The following is a 23,162-nucleotide window of genomic DNA, read 5'->3' as shown; positions in this document are numbered from 1 at the left end:
GTCCGCGCATGACGGACCCGGTCATCACGCCCGAACTGCTGTTGAACGCCTATGCCGCGGGCATTTTTCCGATGGCCGAGACGCGCGACGACCCGGATGTTTTCTGGGTCGATCCACGCCGTCGCGGCATCTTTCCGCTGGACGGGTTTCATGTCTCGCGCAGCCTTGCACGGCGCATGCGCCGCTGGCAGCACCGCGTCACGATCGACAGCGCCTTCGCCGAAGTGGTCGACGCCTGCGCCGACCGCGACGAGACATGGATCAACGACGAAATCCGCCGTCTCTACCTGGCCCTGCACAAGATGGGACAGGCCCATTCCCTTGAAGTCTGGGAAGGGGACGCGCTTGTCGGCGGGGTCTACGGGGTCACTTTGGGGGCCGCGTTCTTTGGGGAAAGCATGTTTTCACGCCGCAAGGATGCATCCAAGATCGCGTTGGCCTATCTTGTGGACCGCCTGCGGCAGGGCGGGTTCACACTGTTCGACGCACAGTTTCTGACACCGCATCTGGCGTCACTGGGGGCGGTCGAGGTGACACGCGGCGAATATCATCGTCAATTGGAGACGGCTCTTGCAGGCCATGGCGATTTCACCGGACCTGCCCTGCCCGACAGCCCTCAGGACGTGGTGCAGCGGATCACCCAGACATCATAGCGCGGATGATCCAGCGCGTTCAGCGCCGGCGCCGAGGCAAACATCCAGCCGCGAAACAACGAATCCGCCTGGCCTTGCTGACGCAGGGTGACAAAGGCAATTCCGTCGCCTGCAGGGTTGCCCGCCGGGTAACGGCATTCCCCAAGTTCGACCTGCATCCGCCAGACAGCGCCAGCCGTGCCGTTCACCAAGGTGATGTCCTGCACCTCGCCGTTGATCTTGTCCAGCACACGCAGCACCGCGCCGGTCCCGGTGGCCGTCTGGGTGTCTTGCGCGACCCCATGTCCGGCGGCGCCCAGCACCACCCCCGCGGCCAAGAGGATGGCGCGCATGGTCACTGCCCCTCGCCGCCGACGAATTTCATCAGCAGGGACACAAGGCTGACCGCGCCCTGCGTATCGATGATCTCGTCGCCGGGGCTCAGGTTGAAGGGCGATCCGCCCGGCATCAGTTCCACGAAATTGCCGCCCAGCAACCCTTCCGAAGAAATCAGGATTGACGTGTCATCAGGCAGGACGATCCCGTCCAGCACGGTGATCGTCGTGTCGGCGCGGAATGTATCGGGGTTCAGGCTGACCGCGGTGACGCTGCCCACCTTGACGCCGGCAAGGCGCACATCGGTGCCCACGCTGACGCCCTCCAGCGAGCGGAACGAGGCGGTCAGCGGATAGCCCGCAGTCGGCGCCGAAAGGCCCGTCACCTGACCCGCATAGATCAGGAAACCCGCCGCCACGGCGAGAACTGCGGCGCCAACCGCCACTTCCGTCTTTGTCTCGGACATCGGTCGCTCCTCAGCCGCGCATCACTCGGGGGTCCAGGCTTCGTAATCCTTGCGCGGCGCCGGTTCCGCGCGGCGGATCGACCCGGCCGGCGCATAGGCCAGCGGCGTGCCGGACAGGTTTTCCTGATGGGGCTTTTCCCAGGGCTTGTGCGCCAGGGGCCGGTCCGTCGGGGCTTCCTTGTAGGTATGGTGCAGCCATCCGTGCCAATCGGGGCTGACCCTGCTGGCCTCGACTTCGCCGTTGAAGATCACCCAGCGCCGCTTGCCGTCGCGCGTGGTGTAAAAGGCGTTGCCCTGTGCATCTTCGCCCACCTTGACGCCCTTGCGCCAGGTATGGATCTGCGTGTTCAGGGTCTGGCCGTTCCACCAGGTCACCGCGCGCAAGAGCGTGTTCAGAATGCCCATCGAAGCCTCCGCTATTCGTCGTTCCTGCTATGCCACCTGCGCGCGCCAAGGTCCAGTCACAAGCGCGCCGAATGGCAAAGGGCCGCGCCTTTCGGCACGGCCCCTGTTTCTTCTTGCCTCAAATATCCATTCCGCCCGTTCCACCGGCACAAGGCCGCGGGGGTCAGCTGGCCGAGGCGCCTTCCTTCTTGGCTTCGGCATAGATCATTAGGGGCTGCGCCGCCGAGATCGCCGCTTCCTCGTTCACCAGAACTTCGTCGACATTGGGCATGCCGGGCAGTTCGAACATGGTGTTCAGCAGAATATCTTCGAGGATCGAGCGCAGGCCACGTGCGCCGGTCTTGCGCTCGATGGCGCGTTTGGCGATGGCGGTCAGCGCATCCTCGGTGAAGGTCAGCTTGACGTTTTCCAGCTCGAACAGACGCTGATACTGTTTGACCAGGGCGTTCTTGGGCTGCGTCAGGATCGTGACCAGCGCGTCCTCGTCCAGGTCTTCCAGCGTCGCGATCACCGGCAGACGACCCACGAATTCCGGGATCAGACCGAATTTCAGCAGATCTTCCGGCTCCAGATCCTTGAAGGTCTCGCCCACACGGCGCGTGTCGGGATCCTTCACATCGGCACCAAAGCCCATGGCGCTGCCCTTGCCGCGCTGCGCGATGATCCGGTCAAGGCCGGCAAAGGCGCCGCCACAGATGAACAGGATGTTGGTCGTGTCCACCTGCAGGAATTCCTGCTGCGGATGCTTGCGCCCGCCCTGCGGCGGCACGGATGCGACGGTGCCCTCCATCAGCTTCAGCAGCGCCTGCTGCACGCCCTCGCCCGACACGTCACGGGTGATCGACGGGTTTTCGGACTTGCGGGTGATCTTGTCGACCTCGTCGATATAGACGATGCCGCGCTGCGCGCGTTCCACATTGTATTCGCTGGACTGCAGCAGCTTGAGGATGATGTTCTCGACATCCTCGCCCACGTAACCCGCTTCGGTCAGGGTGGTGGCATCGGCCATGGTGAAAGGAACATCAAGGATCCGCGCCAGCGTCTGCGCCAGCAGCGTCTTGCCGCACCCGGTCGGGCCGATCAGCAGGATGTTCGATTTCGACAGTTCGATGTCATTGGTCTTGGACGAATGATTCAGGCGCTTGTAATGGTTGTGCACCGCAACCGAGAGCACCTTTTTCGCCTTCTGCTGGCCGATGACATAATCATCCAGCACCGCGCAGATGTCCTTGGGCGTGGGCACGCCGTCGGTCGCCTTCAACCCTGCGCTTTTCGTCTCCTCGCGGATGATGTCCATGCACAGTTCGACGCATTCGTCGCAGATGAAGACCGTAGGGCCTGCGATCAGTTTGCGCACCTCATGCTGGCTTTTTCCGCAAAAGCTGCAGTAAAGGGTGTTCTTGCTGTCGCTGCCGGAATTGCTCGCCATGTCGTCCCTTTCAGGCCTTGTCCTGTGGTGCTGTCAGCCCGCGCTGCCGCGACTTGCACGCTTGGGACCAAGCTTAGGCCAGCCCCCCGGCCACCACAATGTCAAAATTGTCCCACCCGCAGGTGGGTGGGACAAGTTCGTGTTATGCCTTCACGTCTTCCGCCTTGCCGCGGCTTTCGACGATTTCGTCGATCAGGCCCCATTCCTTGGCATCTTCGGCCGACATGAAATTGTCGCGCTCTAGCGCCGCCTCGACCTTCTTGAGGGTCTGGCCGGTATGCTTGACGTAAATCTCGTTCAGGCGGTTCTTCAGCTTCTGGGTTTCGGCGGCGTGGATCATGATATCCGTCGCCTGACCCTGGTAGCCGCCCGAGGGCTGGTGCACCATGACGCGGCTGTTGGGCAGCGAGAAGCGCATCCCCTTTTCGCCCGCGGTCAGCAGAAGCGACCCCATCGAGGCCGCCTGCCCCACCACCAGGGTCGAGACTTTCGGCTTGATGTACTGCATCGTGTCATAGATCGACAGGCCCGATGTCACCACGCCACCGGGGCTGTTGATGTACATGCTGATCTCTTTCGACGGGTTTTCCGCCTCAAGATGCAGAAGCTGCGCCACGATCAGGCTGGACATGCCGTCATGTACCGGCCCCGACAGAAAGATGATCCGTTCCTTCAGCAGGCGCGAAAAGATGTCATAGGCACGTTCGCCGCGGCTGGTCTGTTCGACCACCATGGGCACGAGGGTGTTCATGTAAACGTCAATAGGGTCTTTCATAATCCGCCTGCCTGCTGCTGCTGTTGTTCATCCATAGTCCCGAGGTGTTACCGGAGTCTTAGTCTTGCGCCCATCGGGCTGCAAGGGGCGCGGGGGATTTATCGCCCCGTCACCCGCCCGTAACGGGGCGTTGAAGCCCGCAGGCCGGGCGCTAGGTGTCGCCAGAAGTATCCGCGCGAGGCGCCACAGGACCACCGACAATGACCCAGAGCATCCCCACCGATTTTCCCGCCACGCGCACCGCGGCACTAGAACGTCTGGCGCGTTTCGTGCCCCATGCGGGGGCTGATTATGCCCGGATGCGCAACCATGATTTCGGCGCGGGCGGGCATCGCCACGTCTCGACCCTGTCGCCCTATATCCGGCACCGCCTGCTGACCGAGGCCGAGGTGCTGCAGGCCGTGCTGGGCCGCCATTCGCCCCAGGCCGCCGAGAAATTCGTGCAGGAGGTCTATTGGCGCAGCTACTGGAAGGGCTGGCTGGAGCAGCGCCCCGCAGTCTGGGAGATGTATCGCCGCGGGTTGAACGCGGCGCTGGACCAGGTGCAGACGCAATCCGGCTTGCGCCAGGCCTGGGCCGATGCCTGCGGCGGGCAGACCGGGATCGACGCCTTTGATCACTGGGCGCGGGAGTTGCGGCAGACGGGATATCTGCACAATCACGCACGGATGTGGTTCGCCTCGATCTGGGTCTTCACGCTGCGCCTGCCCTGGGAACTGGGGGCCGATTTCTTCCTGCGGCACCTGCTTGATGGCGATCCCGCGTCAAATACACTTGGCTGGCGCTGGGTCGCGGGATTGCAGACGCGCGGCAAGACCTATCTGGCGCGGCCCGACAATATCGAAACCTATACCGGCGGGCGTTTCCGCCCAAGGGGTCTGGCCAGCGTCGCCCTGCCGCTGGACGGGCCCGAGGCGCCGCGCCTGCCGCTGCCCCCGGCCGGGCAGATGGACCCGGCCTTGCCCACGATCCTGCTGCTGCATGACGATGACCTGAGCCCCGCCTACCTGCTGGACCATGTCGCCAATCCGCTGGGCACGGGTTTCCTGTCAACCGTGAAGGATCGCAGCCCCCTGCATGTCGCGCCGCTGCCGGAGGGTTTCGCATCGGATGCGATGACGGATGTGGCAACCCGCTGGAAGGACCGGCTGGGCGATCTGTCCCCGCCCCGGCAAGAGGTCGAGGCGCTGGCCCTGTGGGCGCGCGAGACAGGGGCGCGACAGATCGTGACGCCCTATGCCCCGGTCGGCCCGAACGCCCTTGCCCTGCAGGCGCTGGAAGGGCTGCTGGCGCCGGATGGCATCCGCCTGGTGCGCCTGCGCCGCGCTTTCGACAGCGCCGCCTGGCCGCATGCGACGCATGGGTTTTTCAAGTTCAAGGAAAAGATACCGGCCCTTCTGGGTGCGTTGAAGGGCATCGGGGTGGCGTAAACCTTGCCTTGTGGCCCATCCGGTCGCGGCCCATTCCATCATGGCCCGTGACATCGCCCAAACGCGAACCGCCCCCCGCTGACACGAGGGGCGGCCAGTCAGAGAGGCAGCCTGTCAACAGCAGATTTTGCAATCAGCCGAACATGTCACTGGTGATACCCGCGTACCAGCCGAGGCTTTCCTCATAGGTCTGCTTGCGCAGGGCGGCATCCTCGCCGGTCTGGCTGACGAAGCTGGACACGCTTGCGATCTTCTCATCCGTCGGCTCATAGGCCGCGCCGACCTTGACCCCGTCCTCTGGCGCGATCAGCGACCAGCAGGTGTTCGAGAACTTGGCCGGGAAGACCGAGCTGCCCAGCAATTCGCCCCGGATCGCCATGGCCGCGACCTTGGCCTGGCTATTGGCCGAATAGCCCGATTTCGGCATGTCGCCTTGCGCGGTCGCATCGCCCAGCACGTAGATAGTGCCATCAATGCGGCTTTGCATCGTGTAGCCGGTGACCGGGGCCCAATTGCCATCGGTGATGCCTGCCATCTCGCAGATGCGGCCTGCCTTCTGGCCGGGAATGACGTTGCAGACATCGACCTTCTCGACCGTGCCGTCGATCACGACTTCCATCGCATCGGCCCGCACCTCGACCTTGTCGCCGCCGAAATCGGGGCCGATCCGTTCGACCATGCCGGGATAATGCTTGGCCCAGCCTTCTTCGAACAGGGCCTGCTTGCTGTATTTGTCCTTCGGATCGACCAGCAGGATCTTGGCGGTCGGGTTCACCTGGGTCAGCAGATGGGCGACCATGCTGATCCGCTCATAGGGTCCCGGAGGGCAGCGATAGGGGTTTGGCGGCGCAACCATCGCAAAGCGCCCGCCCTGGGGCATCGCCTCGATCTGCGCCTTCAGCAGCTCGGATTGCGATCCGGCCTTGTAGGCATGGGGCATCTTGTTCTGCACGGTGACATCCCAGCCGGGAACTGATCCGTCGACGAAATCGATACCGGGGCTGAGGACCAGCCGGTCATAAGGCAGCACCGCACCGCCCGCCAGCGTCACGGTCTTGGCGTCACGATCCACGCCAACGGCCCAGTCATGGACCACGTTGATGCCGTATTCGGCCGCCAGCTTGCCATAGGAATGGCCAATGCTGGCGATGTCGCGGAACCCGCCGATATAGAGGTTCGAGAAAAAGCAGGTGTAGTAATGCCGTGTCGGTTCCACCAGGGTCACGTCGATCTGCCCCTGGCTGTCCTTGGCAAGATAGCGCGCCACAGTGGCGCCGCCTGCGCCGCCGCCCACGACCACGACACGCGGACGCCCCTGCGACCAGACCATAGGGGCGCGCAATGCGGCGGCTGCGGCTACACCCGTGCCGATGAATGCTCTTCTGTTCAAAGTCATTTACAGTTCCTCCCTAGAACCAGACGCGGATCATTCCAGATCCGCAAAATATGCGGCCAAAGCCGCAATCTCTTCGTCAGACAGCCGCCCGGCCATCATCTGCATGACGGGATGCGGGCGGATCTGGCGTTTGTAGGCATGCATGGCGATCACGAAATCCTCGGCCGGCCAGCCCACGATACCGGGGATCCCCTCGTTCGTGCCGCTGCGCTGGTGACAGGTCAGGCATTCGCTGGACAGATATTCGCCGTAGGCGCGGTCACCCACGATGGCCAGCGTCTCTGGCGACAGATCGACCTCGCGCGGGCGGGCGGTCGGTTCGCTTTCGGGAATATTTGCGGGGCTTGCGGAAAAGCCGCGCAGATAGGCCAGCAGGTCGGCGCGATCGGTTTCGTCCTTCATGCCGCGATAGGCCATGCGTGTATCGCTGACCAGGGCCTTTGGGTTTTCGACATAGGCGTTGAGCGTGTCGAAGGTCCAGACCAGCCCATCCGCCCCCATCCGCGTCAGACCCTTGGAATAGCGATAGTCATCGCCCGCACTGGCGGCCCGGCGTCCGAAGATGTTGTTGAGTTGCGGACCGATGCGGTTCTCAGCCCCCGGACCCACCTGGTGACAGGCGGCGCAGTCGCGAAACAGCGCCTCGCCGCGCGCGGCGTCACCCAGAAGCTCTGCCTGTGCGGCGCCCGCGCCCCCGATCAGAAATCCGACCACAATATAGCGCGTCATCCTGCGGAACATCGTCGCAACACCCCTTTCTTTCACCCCTCAAGCAAGCCTGAAAGGGCCGAAAAAAACAACTGGAAACTGGGTCAGGCACATCAACACGATGCGCTTGAGAACGGATCACAAGGATATGCCGGAAAAGCAGGAACGCGGTTATGTTCAGCGGCTTGCAATACGAAACGGATGTCTCGCAAGGTCCGTCTGAACGCATGGATCCGTCTTTTCCGGAACCTCGTCCAGATCTTGCCTGGTAGTGTGCACCCCGTCCCGGAACGCGGTGCGGGACAGGCCGGATATCCGGCCTGCCCCGTTGGTGTCACTTACTGCGAGAACGACTTGAGATATTCGTTGATCGCTGCGATCTCGTCGTCTTTCTTGAGACCGGCAAAGGACATCTTGGTGCCCTTCACATAGTCGCGCGGCTTGGCCAGGAATTCGGACATGGTTTCCTCGTTCCAGACGGTGCCCGCAGCGCCCATCTCGGCCATCGCCTTGGAATAACCGAAGCCTTCCAGGCCACCAAGGGGCCGCCCCATCACGCCATTCAGCATCGGGCCGGCCTTGTTCTGCGCGCCCTCGCCCACCTGGTGGCAGGCCGCGCATTTCTTGAAGACCTTCTCGCCTGCGGCGACCAGTTCCATGTTCAGACCGCCCGCGGCGGCCGGTGCGGCGGCTTCTGCTGCAGGGGCTGCTGCGGTTTCGGTTGCCGCTGCGGTTTCGGTTGCCGCGGCAGCGGTCTCGGGTGCCGCCGGGGTTGCTTCGGAGGCGGCCGCGGCTGCCTGCTCGGCCTCGAAAGCCTCGCGCGCTGCGGTCTGATCCGGCGTCACATCCAGAACCGTGGCCCGCATCGTGATCTCGACCGTGTCCTTGCAGTTCTCCATGCAGGGTTCCTGCGAGAAGACGGGCAGTTCGGTCTGATCGCGATCGTCGATGATGAAACCGTTCGCGTTGGGCAATTCGATCTCGGTGAAGTTCTCGTTCGACAGGACGAAATCATCCTCAACCAGATCGTTGGAATAAAGGATATAGGCCGTGATGGCATAGACCTCATCCGCAGACAGGCTTTGCGCGTTGCCGAAAGGCATCGAGCGGTGAACGTAATCCCACACGGTCGACAGATAGGGCCAGTAAGACCCGACCGTCTTGAGCGGATCTTCCCGGTCCAGCGTATCGGCGCCACCGGCCAGCTTGGGCCAGTTGTCAACGCCTTCGGCGAAGACGCCATGGCAGACCGCGCAGTAATCCTGGAACAGGGCATCGCCATCCTCGACGTTGCCGGATCCGACCGGCAGGCCGGTGCCGTTGGGGCTCACGTCCATATCCCATGCGGCGATTTCTTCGGGCAGCGCCGTGCGGCCAATGCCCATCGGGCCGTCGCTGGGCATGGTGCTGGCCACGGCGGGGCGCAGCATGAAGCCGATATCGGGGTTGCCCGGCGCCTCGCCCATCACCCGCACATCTGTCGGCATGGGTGTCACGTTGCGATCGGCGAAATTGTAGGCGCCGGTCAGGATGGCGACAGCGCCCAGGCCAAGACCGCCGTAGAGATTAAGAGATTTCGACATTTTCAGCCTCCCCGTTCGGTTTTACCCACCAGGTCTGGATACAGTTGTTGTGATAGACGGAGTTCAGGCCGCGAATGTCACGCAGCTGCGTCTTGGTCGGCTGGACATAGCCTGTCTCGTCATGGGCGCGGGCTTGCAGAAGCATCTCCTCGCCGTCCCAGTTGTGATCGAAATAGAAACGGGTCAGCGCCTTGGCCTGGCCGGGTGCCGCCAGACGCGCCTGCTGCCATGTCTTGCCGCCATCGGTGGTCACATCGACACGGGTGATTGCCCCGCGACCGGACCATGCCAGCCCGGTAATCACCAGTGGGCCCTTGCCGTGATGGATCGGTGACTGCGGGCTGGGACTGGTGATCACGGATTTCGCATCCATCACCCAGGTCCACTTGCGCGAAGTGCCATCCGCCAGCGTATCGGTATATTTCGAGGTCTCCTCGCGGCTTTCCACGGGGCCGTCCATCACCTCGATTCGGCGCAGCCACTTGACCCACATATTGCCTTCCCAGCCCGGCACGACCAGGCGCACAGGGTAGCCATGTTCCATCCGCAGCGCCTCGCCATTGGCCTTGAAGGCCACCAGCACATCGTCCAGCGCCTTTTCCATCGGGATCGAACGCCCGTTGGACGAGGCATCAGCCCCTTCCACGTAAACCCACTTGCCCGACAGATCGCCCGCCATGTCCAGCCCGGCCTCGGCCAGAAGGGTACGCAGGGGAACGCCGGTGTATTCCATGTTGTGGATCATGCCATGGGTGAATTGCGCGCCGTTCAGCTGTGCGCCGGCCCATTCCATGCCCGTGTTGGCCGCGCATTCGCAGAAGTAGACGTGCTGCTCGCGCGGGAACCGTTCCAGATCAGCATAGGTGAAGACCAGCGGGCGGTCGACCAGCCCGTTGATCATCAGCCGGTAGTCCTTTTTCGACAGCTCGATCGCGCCCGAATGGTGCCGTTCAAAGGCGCAGCCCTGCGGGGTGATGGTGCCGTCCAGCGCATGGATCGGCGTGAAGTTGATCGAGCTGATCACGTCGGCGGTCAGCCATCCGACATTGCGGCGCACCACGTCGGATTCAAACTTGATGGGCATGCCATAGGGCGTCGCGTCCACACCGTCGCCCAGGCCGCTGGCCCAGGGCTGAACCTCGGTGATCAGCGGATCGGGACCCGCTGCCTTGGCTGCCGTGGCCCCTGCCACCGCGCCACCTGCGGCCAGCGCGCCCCGAAGGAACGCCCGACGCGAGGATTTCATGTCATTGGAGCTGGCTGTCATCTGTCCTTGCCTCCTTTTCAGATCATCAAATTCGCTTTTATGAATTTGATAGAGTCAAAATATGTCCTTGGCAATGGGGCCAAAGCCCCTACCCTGCCGTCATGGGGGCTTATGCCCCCACCACCTGCACACTTGTGTTCGGCGCGACCTTCACGGTGCCCTGCTTGCGGATGTAATCCTCGACCACATCCCAGATCTGCGGTCCTTCCGTGCCCTCGTTCACCGAGGCCCAGCCGGCCACCACATAGGTTTTCGCGGGATCAATCGCCTCGCCCGTCTTGAGAAGGGTCATGTCGCTGATCCGCTGGCCCATCGGCTTGGACACGTCGATCCGGTAGCCCAGGCCACCCACGCGCACCATATCGCCGCCCTGTTGGTAATAGGGATCGGGGTTGAACAGGTTGTCGCCTACGTCTTCCAGGATGACGTTCAGGAATTCCCCTGTCATTTCGGTGCGATAGGCTTTGCCGTAGGTCATCGAGGTGACGTTGTGGATATCCTCGCGGGTGATGTCCTGACCCGGCAGGATCGACGGGCCCCAGCGCACGCCCGGCGACATGGCGATGTCTGCCTCGCGCTCGGAAATCAGCGCGTCGCAGATCAGGTCATCCCAGGTTCCGTTGAAGTTGCCGCGCCGATAAAGCAGCGTATCGGCCTGGCCGATCACCTCGGACAGCTTGTCGGCGAAGGGTGCACGCTGTTCGTCGATCAGGGCGGCCACCTCGGCATCCGGGGTGATCACATCCGAAAAGATCGGGATCAGCTTGTGGCGGAAGCCCATCAGTCGGCCCTCGCGCACGTCCAGATCGACGCGGCTGACGAATTTGCCGTTGGAGCCGGAGGCGATCAGGATCGTCTCGCCGACCAGGACGGGTTCGGGCAGCGCGTCATGGGTGTGGCCCGTGAGAATCACGTCGATGCCGGTGACGCGGGACGCCATCTTCTTGTCGACGTCAAAGCCGTTATGGCTGAGGCAGACCACCAGTTCAGCCCCTTCCGCGCGCACTTCATCCACGACTTCCTGCATGCGCTGGTCGCGGATGCCAAAGCTGTATTCGGGGAACATCCAGCCGGGGTTGGCAATCGGCATGTAGGGGAATGCCTGGCCGATCACGGCAATCTTGACGCCGCCGCGTTCGAAGAACTGATAGGGTTTGAAATCCTCGGACGGTTCATCCCATTCGGCGTCGAAGATGTTCGCGCCCAGGGCGGCAAAGGGCAGGCCCTCGACCAGTTCGCGCACGCGTTCGGTGCCAAGGGTGAATTCCCAGTGGAAGGTCATCGCATCGGGCTTCAGCGCGTTCATGACGTTGACCACGTCCTGCCCCTGCGTGTGATAACAGGTGTAGGAACCATGCCAGGTGTCGCCACCATCCAGCAGCAGCGCATCGGGACGCTCGGCGCGAATCGCATTCACGACCGTGGCGACACGGTCCATGCCGCCCATGCGGCCATAGGTTTTCGCCAGCGCGGTGAAATCGTTGTAGGTCAGCGCATAGGCCGAGGCGGAGCCATCGTCGATCCCGTACAGCTTGCGGAAATCGGCGCCCGTGATGTGCGGCACATGCCCCTTGTTGTCACCGACGCCCAGGTTGATCTCGGGCTCGCGGAAAAAGATCGGCTTCAGTTGTGCATGAATGTCGGTGATGTGGATCAGCGACACGTTGCCGAACGTGTCGAACTGCAACAGCTGATCCTGGGTCAGGCTCTGCTGCGCGGCCAGCCGCGCCCAGTTGCCGAAACCCGAGGCGCCGACCAGCGCGGATGCGGCCATGCCGACCTGAAGAAAATCACGGCGAGAGATCATGAGCCCTGGCTCCGATAAGTTAGAGTGTTTCGTGACCGCTGTCCGTACAGGCCAGCGGTTTGGCCTGGGTGGCCTGTCGTTTGAAAGTTTTGCGAATGAAAAGGTCGGGGGCGGTCACGCCGCCCCCGACGTATGGTTCAGTTGCGGACTGAAGGGCCCTCGACCGAAAGGCCATTGCCGCGGCTTGCGACATAGAGTTCAAGCGCCACGAATTCGGGGCTGCCGGGATCGAAGGTGTGCCCGCGGGTGTCGCGGATGCAGCCCTTGAAGCGGTCATGCACCTGGTTCAGCTTGGCGTTCTTCAGACGATAGGTCGGGAAGCCGTTGATCTGGCCCTGGCTCAGGTGATCCGCGCGGATCATGTTGCCATAGTTCTGCTCGTGGCAGTTGGCGCAGGACAGTTCCAGCTGACCGAAACGGGTATAGTACATTTCCTTGCCCGCTTCCCAGGTCGCCTGAACGGGACCGTCGATCGCCACATCCACCGGCATGCCGCGCGACTGAACGGAAATCAGCGCTTCCATGTTCGTCATCTCGCCGCTGGTGTACTTGTAGGGCTCGGCCTTCATGTTCTCTGTGCGGCAGCCGTTGATCTGCATCGCAAGAGTACGGACTTCGCCAGCCGTCTCGTTCCACTTCGGATAAGTGGCGCGCACACCCTTCATGCTTTCGGCAACATCATCATGGCAGGACGCGCAGGATTTGCCCGCCTCGCCCTCGACCTTGTTCCACTGATCCAGACCAAGATCGGCGAAGATCATGCCGGGGTTGTCGAAGTCGTCCAGCTGCAACGCCTGGGTCTCATCCTCGCGGAAGCGCCAGCCGGAATAGATCGTGTCCATCGCATCCGACAGATGCGCGGGTGCGGCGGTCTCGGTGATCATTTCGATTTCGCCATTGATCACAAGCGAGTCCCCGTCGGGATCTGCCAGCGTCACTGCCGGAACCGAGAGAAGCAGTGCGGCTACTGCCGTCATTGCCTTGAATTTCATGTAGTGCCCTCCCTTTTGGCTGCCCAGGGCGCGGATCCGTTATCGTCCGCGCCCCGGGATATCGCTGGACCGTGCGGCTTAGCCGATCGCCACGGATTTGGTGTCTTCGTAGACCGAGCCGTCATCATCGTACCAGGTGAACTTCAGGTCGCCTGCTTCGGGAATCACGGCTTCGAATTCGAAGTACGGGTTGGTCGAGATCGCCGGCTCCATCTTGACGTCGATCACGGACTTGCCGTTGAACTCGCAGGTGAAGCGGTTGATGATCGAGCGCGGGATCGGGGTGCCGTCCGCGTTCTTGCGCTGGCCCGATTCCATCTGGTGGCTGATCAGGGTCTTCAGAACGACCGCCTCGCCGGCTGCTGCCTTGCTGGGGGCCTTGACGCGGGGTTTTACGCCTTCTGCCATTTTGTCTCTCCTAAGTCTCTCTATGCGTTAACGGATGCCGGCCCCTCGGGCCGGCGAGCGATGACGCGGATCAGCCGCCGCAGCCGCCGATGGTGACCTTCACGTTCGAGCTGGCCTTGGCAAAGCTGCCATCGGCCATCTGAGCGATTGCGATCACGTCCTGGGTGCCGGCCAGACGAATACGGGTCGATGCGGCATGCGCGCCGGCCAGTTCACCAAAGGTGAAGGTCGCCACGCCAGGCGTCGGGTTGCCCGCAGCCAGAACCATGATCGCCACCGCACCTTCGGATTCGACCGAAATCGGAACCGTGTTGCCGTTCTCTGCGATTTCCGGTGCCGTCAGGGTCACACCGGTGTCGGCCATCGCGGCCCCACCCGTGAACGCCGCAATCGCGTCATCGGCTGCCGCATTCGCCCGGAAGGGCAGTACGGTCAGCGCAACGGCACCCATGCCAAGCGCCAGAGTATCACGTCTTGTGAAATCCATATCTGTTGTCTCCTTATATCAAGCGCTACCCGATCACTCGTCTTTCAGAGTCATCAGGAAGGCCACCACATCTTCGATCTGCTGTGCGGACAGAATCGGCTCGATCGTCTCGGCCGCCTTGCCCGTGTAACCGTTGCCGGGACGGATGAACCCGTCCACCTTGTAGAAAGACGGCATCACCGTGCCCTCGTACATCAGCTTTGCATTCGCGACGATGCCGCGCAGCTCCGCCTCGCTCCAGCGGCTGCCGACGCCATCCAGCATCGGGCCCACGTTGCCGGGGAAAGCCGCGCCAAGCCCGGTCACCTCGTGGCAGGCCACGCAGTTGCCGATCGAGCGGCTGGCAAATGCCTTTGCGCCTTCTTCGGGGTTGCCGGGTGTCCCGGACAGCGACGCCTCGATGGCACCATCGGTGTAGACCACATCGGCCGGTGCCACGGGCTCCGCCGCGAACGCGCCGGATGCCACGAGCGTCGCCGCCAGTGTCAAAGTTGAAAGCCTCATGTTCCCTCCCTTAGCTACCAGGTCTTCTGGCTGAGTTAGCTTTGTATACCGTAGTCCACGCGTTAGGCATTGTGCAACAACAAATTCATAAAAACGAATTTGCTTATCTGAAACGCACGCAGACCCCTGCCCTGAACGGCATCCGCCGGATCGCCCCTGCCCTGCGCCGCTACTGCGACAATTGCCGCGCGAGGTATTTCTGGAACGGCTCGTCAGTCTCGTAACCCTTCTCAACAACCCAGCGTAACATCGCCAGAGTAGTACCTTTCTTGAACGCGCCCGGCATGACGGCAACCGCCGCCTGGGGGGCCGCGACGCCCTCGGGCACCTCCTCGGGGAAGAACATCATGGTGGGGGTGAACATCAGCCCCCATTTGCGCGCCATCTCCTTTTCCGGCAGCACCTCGCCGTCGAAATCCGTGACCTCGACATCGCCGAACATGTTCATCTGAAGCACGAAGTAATTCTCGTGGATGAACGAATCGACTTCCAGATCGGGAAAGACCTCCTCGTGCATCTGCTTGCAGTAGATGCAGCCGCGTTGTTCGAAGATGATCGCCAGGCGCTTTCCGTCCGCATTGGCCTCGGCCAGATCCTCGCGCAGGTCCTTGAAGGTATCGCGCATCCATGCGGTCTTGTGCAGACCGTCATCACCCAGTTCCGCCGCTGCAAGCGGCATGACGGCAAGCACCATCGCCGTTGCCGCCGCCGCGACCGTGAACATCACTCGTCTCATGACTTCCTCCCCTGATTGCGCCCTATCCGAGCGACATGAACCCCGGGAACCAGCGGATCATCGCATCCGCGATCATGTTGACCGCATTGGTGGCGATCAGAATCGCAAAGATGATCAGCATGACGCCCATGACCTTTTCAACATGGCCCAGGTATTTCCTGTTCCGCTGCATCCAGCCCAGGAATGGCCTGGCAAAAAGCGCCGCCACCACGAAGGGTGCCGTCATCGCAAGCCCGTAGACCAGAAGCAGGCTGCCGCCCTGCCATATGTCGCCCATGCCGCTGGCGACCATCAGGATCGCCGCCAGCGCAGGGCCGACGCAGGGTGTCCAGCCAAAACCGAAAGCCAGGCCCATGACATAGGCGCCGATCACGGTTGTCGGCTCTGCCTTGCTTTCAAGCCGCGCCTCCCGGTAAAGCAGCCCGATCCGCAGAATGCCCAGGAAATGCAGCCCGAACAGCAGCAGAATGGCGGCGGCCACATAGGACAGCGGCTGGCGCCATTGCACGAAGGTCTGGCCCAGCGCCGTGGCCCCCATGCCCAGCAGCACGAAGATCGTGCTGACCCCCAGCGCAAAGAAGACGGCCGAGATCACCAGCCGGCGCTGTGCGCCAGGTGCGATGCCGCCGTCATCGCGCAATTCGGACATGGAAATACCCGCCATGTAGCACAGATAGAACGGCACCATGGGCAGGATGCAGGGCGTGAAAAAGGACAGCAGCCCCGCCAGCGCGGCCCCCGCATAGGAGATGTCCAGCATGCGCGGGACTCCTTGAATTATTCATATATTCAGATTATATTTTGTGTACCGTTGTCGTCAAATTTCTCGCACGTCAACAGATATTCTAACGGGTTTTGTCCAGCACAGGGTTGTTCCATGTTTCTTCTGAAAGCCATAGGTCGCCCGCTTGCGGTAGCCGCACTGGTCCTGTTCGGCCTGCTGATGACGCCGCAGGGCTCACATGCGGCAGAGCTTGTGATGATCGACCGCGACGGCTGCGGGTATTGCATTGCCTGGAAAAAGCAGATCGGCCCGGCCTACCCGAACACCAACCTGGGCCAGTTCGCGCCGCTGCGCGTGGTGAATGTCCGCGAGGGCACACCTGCGGGCCTCAGCCTTGATCGCCCCGTTGTATTCACACCGACATTCATCCTTGTCGACAACGGCAAGGAACTGGGCCGGATCGAGGGCTACCCCGGCGAGGATTTCTTCTGGGGCTTGCTGGAAAAGATGCTAAGGGAGAAGACGGATTTCATCGGATCAAGCTGAGATCCGATGCAGGGCCTGCCTTTTGTGCAGGTGGGCCATTGATAGCGGGCCAGAGGAATCCGTCCGACTGACACGGATGATGACAAGGATCGGGAATGCCTGCACAGAATAGGCGCGCGTGACCGCAAGAAGGCAAGGGACAGGGTAAGTGCCGCTTCCAGTTTTCACAGAAAATATCTCGGATGCCGAGATGGACAGCTTCGTCGACAATGCGACGACGGCCAGCAATTTCCTCAAGGCGCTCAGCCATGAGGGCCGGCTGCTGATCCTGTGTCACCTGGTCTCGGGCGAGAAATCCGTGACCGAACTGGAAGAGCTTCTGTCGGCCCGCCAGGCCGCAGTCAGCCAGCAATTGTCGCGCCTGCGCCTTGAAGGCCTGGTGATCCCGCGCCGCGACGGCAAGGCCATCTATTATCGTTTGGCGGATGAACGCCCGAAACGTATACTTGAACTGGTGTATGAGCTGTTCTGCGTGGACGAGTTCGGCAAGAAAATCTGAACACAGCGGATCGGGGAGGATCAGGCGATGTTCGAGGGGATCAGCGACAGCGCCCTGGTGGCGCTGATCGGCATGGCCAGCGGGCTGCTGCTGGGACTGGCGGCGCGTCTGGGCCGCTTCTGCACCATGGGCGCGATCGAGGACATGCTTTACGGGCAGAACGACACGCGCATGCGGATGTGGGTGCTGGCGATCGGCCTGTCCGTGATCGGCACATTCGGCCTGATGGCGACGGGCCTGCTGGAGCCTGAACGCTCTTTCTACCTGTCGATTCGCTGGATGCCCGTAGTGTCGATCATCGGCGGGCTGATGTTCGGCTATGGCATGGCGCTGGCCGGCAATTGCGGCTTCGGGTCGATCGCGCGACTGGGCGGCGGCGATATGCGCGCCTTTGTCATCGTTCTGGTGATGGGGCTGTCGGCCTATTTCGTGATGTCCGGCCCGCTTGCCCCCCTGCGCGCCTTGCTGATCAACCAGCAGGATGTGGTGCCGGGCGAGATGCCGCCGGGCCTGGCGCATCTGCTGTCCGACTTGACCGGCGGATCGGTGGCCTTCATCGGCATGGCCATCGGTGCGCTGATCGTGCTGGGGACATTGTCCTCGCGCCGGTTCCTGACCAATGGCCGCGCGATCTTCTGGTCAGCGGTGGTCGCCCTGGGCATCGTGTCCGGCTGGGCGGGCAGCTATTGGGTCGCCACCACGGGCTATACCGAGATGCCGGTCGTGTCGCACAGCTTTTCCGCCCCCGTCGGCGAGACCTTGCTTTATGCCATGACCGGATCGGCGCGCGCGCCGTCCTTCGCGGTGGGATCGGTTGCCGGAGTCATCCTTGGCGCCTTCATCGGATCCCTGTTCAAGGGGCATTTCCGCTGGGAAGCCTGCGAGGATCCGCGCGAATTGCGCCGCCAGATCACCGGCGCCGCGCTGATGGGTGTGGGCGCGGTCCTGGCCCTGGGGTGCACCATCGGACAAGGCGTCTCGGCGTTTTCGGTGCTGGCCTTCTCGGCCCCCGTGACTTTCGTGGCAATCCTGGCCGGCGCGGCCTTTGGCCTGCGCCAGCTGATCGAAGGTTTCCAGCCGGCCGAATGATCCAGGACAGGCATCCGAGATGACAGTCCGACATGAAAAAAAGAGGCCCCGCCGGGGCCTCTTTGTTTTTGCACGGGTGCGGAAAGGTCAGACCTTTTCCTGCGTGTATTTCTTCAACTCGGCGCGGGCCACCTGGCGGCGATGCACGGCGTCGGGGCCATCGGCCAGCCGCAGGGTGCGGACATGGGTCCATTTATGGGCCAGCGGCGTATCCTGGCTGACCCCCTGACCGCCGAACATCTGCACGGCTTCGTCGATGACCTTGAGCGCGACACGCGGGGCGATCACCTTGATCTGGCTGATCCAGGGGGCCGCGGCGCGCTTGTCGCCCTGGTCCATGTACCAGGCGGCCTTGAGGCACAGCAGGCGGGCCATCTCGATCTCCATCCGGCACTCGGCGATGATGTCGAAATTCGCACCCAGCTGCGCCAGCTTCTTGCCGAAAGCCTCGCGCGCCAGCGACCGCTTGCACATCAGTTCCAGCGCGGATTCGGCCTGGCCGATGGCGCGCATGCAGTGATGGATGCGGCCCGGCCCAAGGCGGCCCTGGCTGATCTCGAAACCGCGCCCCTCGCCTAGCAGCAGGTTTTCCGCAGGCACGCGCACATCGGTAAAGCGGATATGCATGTGGCCATGCGGCGCATCGTCATTGCCGTAGACTTCCATCGGGCGCAGCACCTCGATGCCCTTGGTTGCGGCGGGCACCACGATCATCGAATGGCGCGCGTGCTTGGGTTGATCCTCGCCGCCGGTCTTGACCATCACGATATAGACCTTGCAGCGCGGATCACCCGCCCCCGAGGCCCACCATTTCTGCCCGTTCAGCACATATTCATCCCCGTCGCGCACACAGGACATCGACACATTCGTGGCGTCCGAACTTGCGACATCGGGTTCGGTCATCAGATAGGCCGACCGGATCTGCCCTTCCAGCAGCGGGGCCAACCACTGCTTTTTCATGGCGGGGGTGCCGTAGCGTTCGAAGACTTCCATGTTGCCGGTATCGGGGGCCGAGCAGTTGAAAACCTCGGCGCCCAGGGGTGTCTTGCCCATCTCTTCGGCGAAATAGGCGTATTCCACCGTGCTCAGGCCAAAGCCCTTCTCGCTGTCGGTCAGCCAGAAGTTCCACAGGCCCTCGGCCTTCGCCTTTGCCTTCAACCCTTCCAGGATCTCGGTCTGGCGCGCGGTGAACTGCCAGCGGTCTTCCTTGGCGATCTCGGCGTGATATTCGTCCTCCAGCGGCATGACCTCATCGCGGATCATGGCGGCCACACGGTCCAGCAGGCGCCGATTCTCGGGTCGCATCCCGAAGTTCATGTCCATGCCTATTTCCTCCCTGCGAAAATCAATTCCACGCAGATAACACCACGTCCTTTGCGGGATGGAAAGCCGGGAAACGCGCAAAAGACGCGGCGTCGCCGGGGCGACGGGTCAGACTGCGACGATCGAGAGGAGGCCATCGGCCTGATTGGTGCGGTCGAGAAGACTCGAACTTCCACGGGAGTTACCCCACAGCGACCTCAACGCTGCGCGTCTACCATTCCGCCACGACCGCACGTGATCAGGTGACGAGGGGCCGTATAGACAAAGCCCGCCCCCTTGTGAAGGGGATAAATGCCGCCCCTTCGCAAAGCCTGCCGGCAGCCCCTGCCCCGGCTGCACCGCCCCGGCGGCTATCGGTGATTCCAGGATGGGGATTTGCCTTTTTCCGCGAAATACGTGAGGAAAGCGGCATGGCGCGAAAAAGGCATGGCGCGAAAAAGCGGTGCGGCGCGCGGCCGCCCCCTAACCGAACGAGGCATCTGCCGCATGGTGGACTGGATCACGACCCCCGGCCTGACCGATTATCGCGCGGCCGAAACCCTGATGGAGCAGCGCGCGGCCGGCATCGCGGCCGGCACCGCCCCCGAGGCGATATGGCTGCTGGAACATGCGCCGCTCTACACGGCGGGTACCAGCGCGCGGATCGAGGATCTGACCGACCCGGATCGCTTTCCGGTCTATTCCAGTAAGCGCGGCGGCCAATATACCTATCACGGGCCCGGACAGCGCGTGGTCTACGTCATGCTGGACGTGGGCAAGCGCGGCCATGACGTGCGCCGCTTCGTGCAGCAGCTCGAGGCCTGGGTGATCGAGACGCTGGCCGGCTTCGGCGTCGCGGGGCATATCCGCGAGGGACGTGTGGGCGTCTGGGTGGAACGCCCCGACAAGCCGCGCACACCGTCCGGCGCGGTGGCAGAGGACAAGATCGCGGCCATTGGCATCCGCCTGCGGAAATGGATCAGCTTTCACGGCATCTCGATCAATCTGAACCCCGATCTGGATCATTTTTCCGGAATCGTGCCCTGCGGGATAACCCAGCACGGCGTCACCAGCCTGCATGACCTGGGACATGCGGTGACGATGGCCGAACTGGACGCCGCACTCGCGCGGAGCTTTCGCACCGTCTTCGGCGAATAGCCGCAGAAGTACCGCAAAGTTGAAATGACTGTTGCGCGCATTAACTGTAGGCGTATCACTGGTGGCCAGTGACTGCCCGACCACATACCAAACCCAAGAGGTCTGACGATGAAATTCCTGATTACCGCTTCCGCCGCCCTGCTGGCCCTGTCCGTTCCTGCCTTTGCCGCGGGCGACGCTGCCAAAGGCGAGCGCGAGTTCAACAAATGCAAGGCCTGCCACATGATCCAGGCGGCTGACGGCACCGACATCGTGAAGGGCGGCAAGACCGGCCCGAACCTTTACGGCGTCATCGGCCGCGCCGCCGGCGCGCAGGACGGTTTCCGCTACGGCCCCAGCCTTGCCGCTGCGGGCGAAGCCGGCCTGGTGTGGGACGAAGAGAACCTGGCCACCTATGTGCAGGACCCCAAGGCTTTCCTGGTGGAATTCACCGGCGACGCCAAGGCGCGCTCCTCGATGAGCTTCAAGCTGGCGAAGGGCGCCGAGGATGTGGCCGCCTACCTGGCGTCGGTGGCACCGGCCAGCAACTAAGCGGCCCGGCGCGCCAGCCGCGCCACCTGATCTGGAAAGCCCGGCATTTCGCCGGGCTTTTTCATTTTAAACAACTACTTGCAGCAGGTGTCGCGCCAAGCTTACAGCGACACAGGTGCGACAATATACATTGACCCAGATCAAATTCGCGGATTGCCGTTGCGGCCAAGCCATTCTAAACAGGGCCGGAACACCGCGTGGAGAGTCTTCTTCGCGTCAAACATCACTACAGGAGGCAACCGCATGGCCGACGCAGCCATTCACAGCCACGGACACGAGGACCAGCGCGGGTTCTTCACCCGTTGGTTCATGTCCACGAACCACAAGGATATCGGTATCCTTTACCTGATCACCTCGGCCCTGGTCGGGTTTATCTCTGTCACCTTCACCATCTACATGCGGTTGGAGCTGATGGAACCGGGTGTGCAGTACATGTGCCTTGAAGGCGCACGGTTCATTGCCTCCTCTGCGGAATGCACGCCCAACGGACATCTGTGGAACGTGATGATCACCTATCACGGCGTCCTGATGATGTTCTTCGTGGTGATTCCCGCGCTGTTCGGCGGCTTCGGCAACTATTTTATGCCGCTGCAGATCGGTGCGCCGGACATGGCCTTCCCGCGGATGAACAACCTGTCCTACTGGATGTATGTGGCCGGTACCGCGCTTGGCGTCGCCTCGCTGCTGGCGCCGGGCGGCAATGACCAGCTGGGTTCGGGCGTGGGCTGGGTGCTTTACCCGCCGCTGTCCACCAACGAAGGCGGCATCTCGATGGACCTGGCGATCTTCGCGGTCCACGTGTCGGGTGCCTCGTCGATCCTGGGCGCGATCAACATGATCACCACCTTCCTGAACATGCGTGCCCCCGGCATGACCCTGTTCAAGGTGCCGCTGTTCGCCTGGTCGATCTTCGTGACATCCTGGCTGATCCTGCTGTCGCTGCCGGTTCTTGCTGGCGCCATCACCATGCTGCTGACCGACCGCAACTTCGGCACGACCTTCTTCGACCCCGCAGGCGGTGGTGACCCGATTCTCTATCAGCACATCCTGTGGTTCTTCGGTCACCCCGAGGTCTACATCATCATCCTGCCGGGCTTCGGCATCATCAGCCACGTGATCGCGACCTTCTCGCGCAAGCCCGTTTTCGGCTACCTGCCGATGGTCTGGGCGATCATCGCGATCGGCGCACTGGGCTTCGTCGTCTGGGCGCACCACATGTACACCGTGGGCATGTCGCTGACGCAGCAGTCCTACTTCATGATGGCCACAATGGTCATCGCGGTTCCCACCGGCGTGAAAGTGTTCAGCTGGATCGCCACCATGTGGGGCGGTTCCGTCAGCTTCGAGACCCCGATGCTCTGGGCCTTCGGCTTCCTGTTCCTGTTCACCGTTGGCGGCGTGACCGGCGTGGTGCTCAGCCAGGCAGGCGTGGACCGTGCCTATCATGACACCTACTATGTCGTGGCGCACTTCCACTACGTGATGTCGCTGGGGGCGGTCTTTGCGATCTTTGCCGGGGTGTACTTCTACTTCGGCAAGATGACCGGCCGTCACTATCCTGAATGGGCAGGCAAGCTGCACTTCTGGATGATGTTCATCGGTTCGAACCTGACCTTCTTCCCGCAGCACTTCCTGGGCCGCCAGGGGATGCCCCGCCGCTACATCGACTACCCCGAGGCATTCGCCCTGTGGAACTACTGGTCGTCGGTCGGCGCTTTCATCTCCTTCGCCTCGTTCCTGTTCTTCTTCGGCATCATCTTCTACTCGCTGTTCCGTGGCGCACGCGTCACCCAGAACAACTACTGGAACGAATATGCCGATACGCTGGAATGGACCCTGCCCAGCCCGCCGCCCGAGCACACGTTCGAGCAGCTGCCCAAGCGCGAAGACTGGGACAAGGGCCACGCCCACTAAGGCGTGGAACCACGAGACACAGCAAAAGGGCCTCCGTT

General features: G+C 62.5%; 25 protein-coding genes and 1 tRNA gene. 8 read left to right on the top strand and 18 right to left on the bottom strand.

Translation table 11 applies throughout. From position 1 onward, the window contains the following. The first annotated feature begins 8 nt into the window (after nucleotides 1-8). Nucleotides 9-653: a leucyl/phenylalanyl-tRNA--protein transferase gene (gene aat, locus ACFQ3C_RS05665; RefSeq protein WP_380789514.1), complete on the top strand. Its 645-nt coding sequence runs from the start codon at nucleotides 9-11 to the stop codon at nucleotides 651-653. Here aat and ACFQ3C_RS05660 read toward each other — a convergent pair. The 5 genes from ACFQ3C_RS05660 to ACFQ3C_RS05640 form a co-directional block, all read right to left on the bottom strand. Further along, a complete protein-coding gene (locus ACFQ3C_RS05660; RefSeq protein WP_380789513.1) occupies nucleotides 617-985 on the bottom strand; it encodes a DUF2155 domain-containing protein in 369 nt (122 codons plus the stop codon). The genes aat and ACFQ3C_RS05660 overlap by 37 nt on opposite strands. 2 nt (nucleotides 986-987) lie before the next feature. Beyond that, complete coding sequence (mlaD, locus tag ACFQ3C_RS05655) at nucleotides 988-1,434, bottom strand: outer membrane lipid asymmetry maintenance protein MlaD (RefSeq protein WP_380789511.1); 447 nt, start codon at nucleotides 1,432-1,434, stop codon at nucleotides 988-990. Between the two features lie 21 nt (nucleotides 1,435-1,455). Next, nucleotides 1,456-1,839 (bottom strand): NADH:ubiquinone oxidoreductase subunit NDUFA12, encoded by a 384-nt coding sequence (locus tag ACFQ3C_RS05650; protein WP_380789510.1) that lies wholly within the window; start codon nucleotides 1,837-1,839, stop codon nucleotides 1,456-1,458. Nucleotides 1,840-2,002: 163 nt separating this feature from the next. Next, the gene (gene clpX / locus ACFQ3C_RS05645; RefSeq protein ID WP_380789509.1) at nucleotides 2,003-3,268 is read right to left on the bottom strand and encodes an ATP-dependent Clp protease ATP-binding subunit ClpX; all 1,266 of its coding nucleotides are present in this window, start codon (nucleotides 3,266-3,268) and stop codon (nucleotides 2,003-2,005) included. Between the two features lie 142 nt (nucleotides 3,269-3,410). Continuing rightward, the gene (locus tag ACFQ3C_RS05640) at nucleotides 3,411-4,043 is read right to left on the bottom strand and encodes an ATP-dependent Clp protease proteolytic subunit (protein WP_380789508.1); all 633 of its coding nucleotides are present in this window, start codon (nucleotides 4,041-4,043) and stop codon (nucleotides 3,411-3,413) included. Between the two features lie 200 nt (nucleotides 4,044-4,243). On the opposite strand from ACFQ3C_RS05640, the gene ACFQ3C_RS05635 reads away from it, so the two are divergent. Beyond that, nucleotides 4,244-5,473 carry an FAD-binding domain-containing protein gene (locus ACFQ3C_RS05635; RefSeq protein ID WP_380789507.1) on the top strand — a complete coding sequence of 410 codons (1,230 nt, stop codon included), beginning with the start codon at nucleotides 4,244-4,246 and terminating at the stop codon, nucleotides 5,471-5,473. A gap of 133 nt (nucleotides 5,474-5,606) precedes the next feature. Here ACFQ3C_RS05635 and ACFQ3C_RS05630 read toward each other — a convergent pair whose 3' ends face one another. From ACFQ3C_RS05630 to ACFQ3C_RS05580, 11 genes are all read right to left on the bottom strand, one after another. After that, the gene (locus ACFQ3C_RS05630; RefSeq protein ID WP_380789506.1) at nucleotides 5,607-6,869 is read right to left on the bottom strand and encodes an FCSD flavin-binding domain-containing protein; all 1,263 of its coding nucleotides are present in this window, start codon (nucleotides 6,867-6,869) and stop codon (nucleotides 5,607-5,609) included. Nucleotides 6,870-6,899: 30 nt separating this feature from the next. Then, the gene (locus ACFQ3C_RS05625) at nucleotides 6,900-7,598 is read right to left on the bottom strand and encodes a c-type cytochrome (RefSeq protein WP_380789505.1); all 699 of its coding nucleotides are present in this window, start codon (nucleotides 7,596-7,598) and stop codon (nucleotides 6,900-6,902) included. A 317-nt stretch (nucleotides 7,599-7,915) separates the two neighbouring features. Next, complete coding sequence (locus tag ACFQ3C_RS05620; RefSeq protein WP_380789504.1) at nucleotides 7,916-9,160, bottom strand: c-type cytochrome; 1,245 nt, start codon at nucleotides 9,158-9,160, stop codon at nucleotides 7,916-7,918. Beyond that, a complete protein-coding gene (soxC, locus tag ACFQ3C_RS05615) occupies nucleotides 9,144-10,427 on the bottom strand; it encodes a sulfite dehydrogenase (RefSeq protein ID WP_380789503.1) in 1,284 nt (427 codons plus the stop codon). Before soxC ends, ACFQ3C_RS05620 begins: the two co-directional genes overlap by 17 nt. 109 nt (nucleotides 10,428-10,536) lie before the next feature. Then, nucleotides 10,537-12,234 (bottom strand): thiosulfohydrolase SoxB, encoded by a 1,698-nt coding sequence (soxB, locus tag ACFQ3C_RS05610; protein WP_380789502.1) that lies wholly within the window; start codon nucleotides 12,232-12,234, stop codon nucleotides 10,537-10,539. Between the two features lie 137 nt (nucleotides 12,235-12,371). Next, entirely contained in the window at nucleotides 12,372-13,226 is an 855-nt protein-coding gene (gene soxA, locus ACFQ3C_RS05605) for a sulfur oxidation c-type cytochrome SoxA (protein WP_380789500.1), read from the bottom strand. A gap of 78 nt (nucleotides 13,227-13,304) precedes the next feature. Next, the gene (gene soxZ, locus ACFQ3C_RS05600) at nucleotides 13,305-13,634 is read right to left on the bottom strand and encodes a thiosulfate oxidation carrier complex protein SoxZ (protein ID WP_380789499.1); all 330 of its coding nucleotides are present in this window, start codon (nucleotides 13,632-13,634) and stop codon (nucleotides 13,305-13,307) included. 70 nt (nucleotides 13,635-13,704) lie between these two features. Beyond that, nucleotides 13,705-14,121: a thiosulfate oxidation carrier protein SoxY gene (gene soxY, locus ACFQ3C_RS05595; protein WP_380789498.1), complete on the bottom strand. Its 417-nt coding sequence runs from the start codon at nucleotides 14,119-14,121 to the stop codon at nucleotides 13,705-13,707. A gap of 33 nt (nucleotides 14,122-14,154) precedes the next feature. Next, nucleotides 14,155-14,625 carry a sulfur oxidation c-type cytochrome SoxX gene (gene soxX, locus ACFQ3C_RS05590; protein WP_380789496.1) on the bottom strand — a complete coding sequence of 157 codons (471 nt, stop codon included), beginning with the start codon at nucleotides 14,623-14,625 and terminating at the stop codon, nucleotides 14,155-14,157. Nucleotides 14,626-14,794: 169 nt separating this feature from the next. Then, nucleotides 14,795-15,361, bottom strand: coding sequence for a SoxW family protein (locus ACFQ3C_RS05585; RefSeq protein WP_380789495.1), 567 nt, complete (start codon nucleotides 15,359-15,361; stop codon nucleotides 14,795-14,797). A gap of 22 nt (nucleotides 15,362-15,383) precedes the next feature. Further along, nucleotides 15,384-16,121, bottom strand: a complete 738-nt coding sequence (locus ACFQ3C_RS05580) for a cytochrome c biogenesis CcdA family protein (RefSeq protein ID WP_380789494.1) — start codon at nucleotides 16,119-16,121, stop codon at nucleotides 15,384-15,386. Nucleotides 16,122-16,238: 117 nt separating this feature from the next. On the opposite strand from ACFQ3C_RS05580, the gene ACFQ3C_RS05575 reads away from it, so the two are divergent. From ACFQ3C_RS05575 to ACFQ3C_RS05565, 3 genes are all read left to right on the top strand, one after another. Continuing rightward, the gene (locus tag ACFQ3C_RS05575) at nucleotides 16,239-16,631 is read left to right on the top strand and encodes a thioredoxin family protein (protein ID WP_380789493.1); all 393 of its coding nucleotides are present in this window, start codon (nucleotides 16,239-16,241) and stop codon (nucleotides 16,629-16,631) included. 190 nt (nucleotides 16,632-16,821) lie between these two features. After that, nucleotides 16,822-17,130 (top strand): ArsR/SmtB family transcription factor, encoded by a 309-nt coding sequence (locus ACFQ3C_RS05570; protein ID WP_380789817.1) that lies wholly within the window; start codon nucleotides 16,822-16,824, stop codon nucleotides 17,128-17,130. Nucleotides 17,131-17,157: 27 nt separating this feature from the next. After that, nucleotides 17,158-18,219 carry a YeeE/YedE family protein gene (locus ACFQ3C_RS05565; protein ID WP_380789492.1) on the top strand — a complete coding sequence of 354 codons (1,062 nt, stop codon included), beginning with the start codon at nucleotides 17,158-17,160 and terminating at the stop codon, nucleotides 18,217-18,219. An 87-nt stretch (nucleotides 18,220-18,306) separates the two neighbouring features. Here the strand turns inward: ACFQ3C_RS05565 and ACFQ3C_RS05560 are convergent, their stop codons facing one another. Further along, a complete protein-coding gene (locus tag ACFQ3C_RS05560) occupies nucleotides 18,307-19,542 on the bottom strand; it encodes an acyl-CoA dehydrogenase family protein (RefSeq protein ID WP_380789489.1) in 1,236 nt (411 codons plus the stop codon). Nucleotides 19,543-19,688: 146 nt separating this feature from the next. Then, a tRNA-Leu gene (locus ACFQ3C_RS05555) sits at nucleotides 19,689-19,774 on the bottom strand. A gap of 254 nt (nucleotides 19,775-20,028) precedes the next feature. Here ACFQ3C_RS05555 and lipB point away from each other — a divergent pair. The 3 genes from lipB to ctaD all read left to right on the top strand — a co-directional run bounded on the left by lipB (nucleotide 20,029) and on the right by ctaD (nucleotide 23,124). Continuing rightward, complete coding sequence (gene lipB, locus ACFQ3C_RS05550; protein WP_380789488.1) at nucleotides 20,029-20,679, top strand: lipoyl(octanoyl) transferase LipB; 651 nt, start codon at nucleotides 20,029-20,031, stop codon at nucleotides 20,677-20,679. A 108-nt stretch (nucleotides 20,680-20,787) separates the two neighbouring features. Further along, nucleotides 20,788-21,210 (top strand): c-type cytochrome, encoded by a 423-nt coding sequence (locus ACFQ3C_RS05545; RefSeq protein ID WP_380789487.1) that lies wholly within the window; start codon nucleotides 20,788-20,790, stop codon nucleotides 21,208-21,210. Nucleotides 21,211-21,453: 243 nt separating this feature from the next. Beyond that, nucleotides 21,454-23,124 (top strand): cytochrome c oxidase subunit I, encoded by a 1,671-nt coding sequence (gene ctaD, locus ACFQ3C_RS05540; protein ID WP_380789486.1) that lies wholly within the window; start codon nucleotides 21,454-21,456, stop codon nucleotides 23,122-23,124. Nucleotides 23,125-23,162 lie beyond the last annotated feature (38 nt).

The sequence above is a fragment of the Seohaeicola saemankumensis genome (assembly GCF_042678485.1).
Lineage (GTDB): Bacteria > Pseudomonadota > Alphaproteobacteria > Rhodobacterales > Rhodobacteraceae > Seohaeicola > Seohaeicola saemankumensis.
Note: the sequence above shows the minus strand (reverse complement) of the source record. Positions and strands in the feature narration are given on the sequence as shown.